A 1,063-nucleotide genomic window follows, 5' to 3' on the forward strand; every position below is an offset into this window, starting at 1 on the left:
CATTATATCGTTTACCGTTATTTCTTGTATTCATCGGACACATCCTCCTTGAAATTCATTGTATAAATTTAACTTAGATGTGTCCATGAAACTATACTAGCATCATTAAGAACATCAATCCCACTTGCATCTTCTTCTGTTTCGTAAGCCTTAACGAGCTTAGAACCGTTATTCTTTTTATTATGCTTGTCTTCGCTCATTCCTTTTAACTTCAACTCCGAAAGAGGTTTATATGTTGGATTCCTACCAAAACTACCAGTAGGAAGTTCAATATTAGCACCGATGAAATGATGTAAAGTCATCTAAATATCTCCACTTTTCTAATATTATTTTACCATTAAATAATTAAATCCTTGTTAAACAATCCTGCCCCGTTTGTTTAAGTACATTTTTTCACAAACTTTGTTACTTTCTTCAATTACTATAATTTTAATACGGAAATACAGTTATAATTATTTACATTAATAAAGTTATACAAGCTTATTTCATTAACCAAAAGGAAGTTAGTATGCAATTACCCTCCCCTTCTGTTCGTCTTTTAGAGGGGGGGTGTATCCATATTTACAGGAATACATAAACACAGGTGTTCATCTTTTTGAACGCTTAACTGAATTACCATCACGTTTAGATTTCCTTTAAATATATTTGATCTACTTGGACATAGATAAGTAAAATTGGTTCAATAACTCCCCTACCCTTTTCGATACAGTTATTTTGTTACTTTTCAAAAAGTCTTTTGAGGAAACCTTTTTTCTTTTGTTCTTTTAACTCTTTCATCAACCTCATATTCTCCATTAATAATTTATCCCGACGTTCAATTTCATTCTTATAATTCTCTTCCATAATGTTTAATGACTCCGAAAAGGCTTTGAATTGTTCGGAAGCGTTATTACTATTAGCCTCCAAACTACTCGCAATCTCCTTCCAACTGCAGTAGATATTTCATTTTTAATCTCATGTGTGTTTTGCAAGTGAAAAGTACACAACATTGCAATGAAAATATACATAAGCTTGCCAGCCAATTTTATTCAGTTATTTCTTGATAATGCATGTGTGATTCTGA

The 1,063-nt window shown here is 31.6% G+C and carries 2 protein-coding genes; both read right to left on the bottom strand.

Annotated features, from left to right (window positions below; genetic code table 11):
• Positions 1 to 68: 68 nt before the first annotated feature.
• Positions 69 to 302, bottom strand: a complete 234-nt coding sequence (locus tag ACFSBH_RS12145) for a hypothetical protein (protein ID WP_379597745.1) — start codon at positions 300 to 302, stop codon at positions 69 to 71.
• 415 nt (positions 303 to 717) lie between these two features.
• On the bottom strand, positions 718 to 906 hold the full coding sequence (locus ACFSBH_RS12150; protein WP_379597747.1) for a hypothetical protein: 189 nt from the start codon (positions 904 to 906) through the stop codon (positions 718 to 720).
• Positions 907 to 1,063: the final 157 nt, after the last annotated feature.

This window comes from Oceanobacillus luteolus (assembly GCF_042678205.1).
Taxonomy (GTDB): Bacteria; Bacillota; Bacilli; order Bacillales; family Amphibacillaceae; genus Oceanobacillus; species Oceanobacillus luteolus.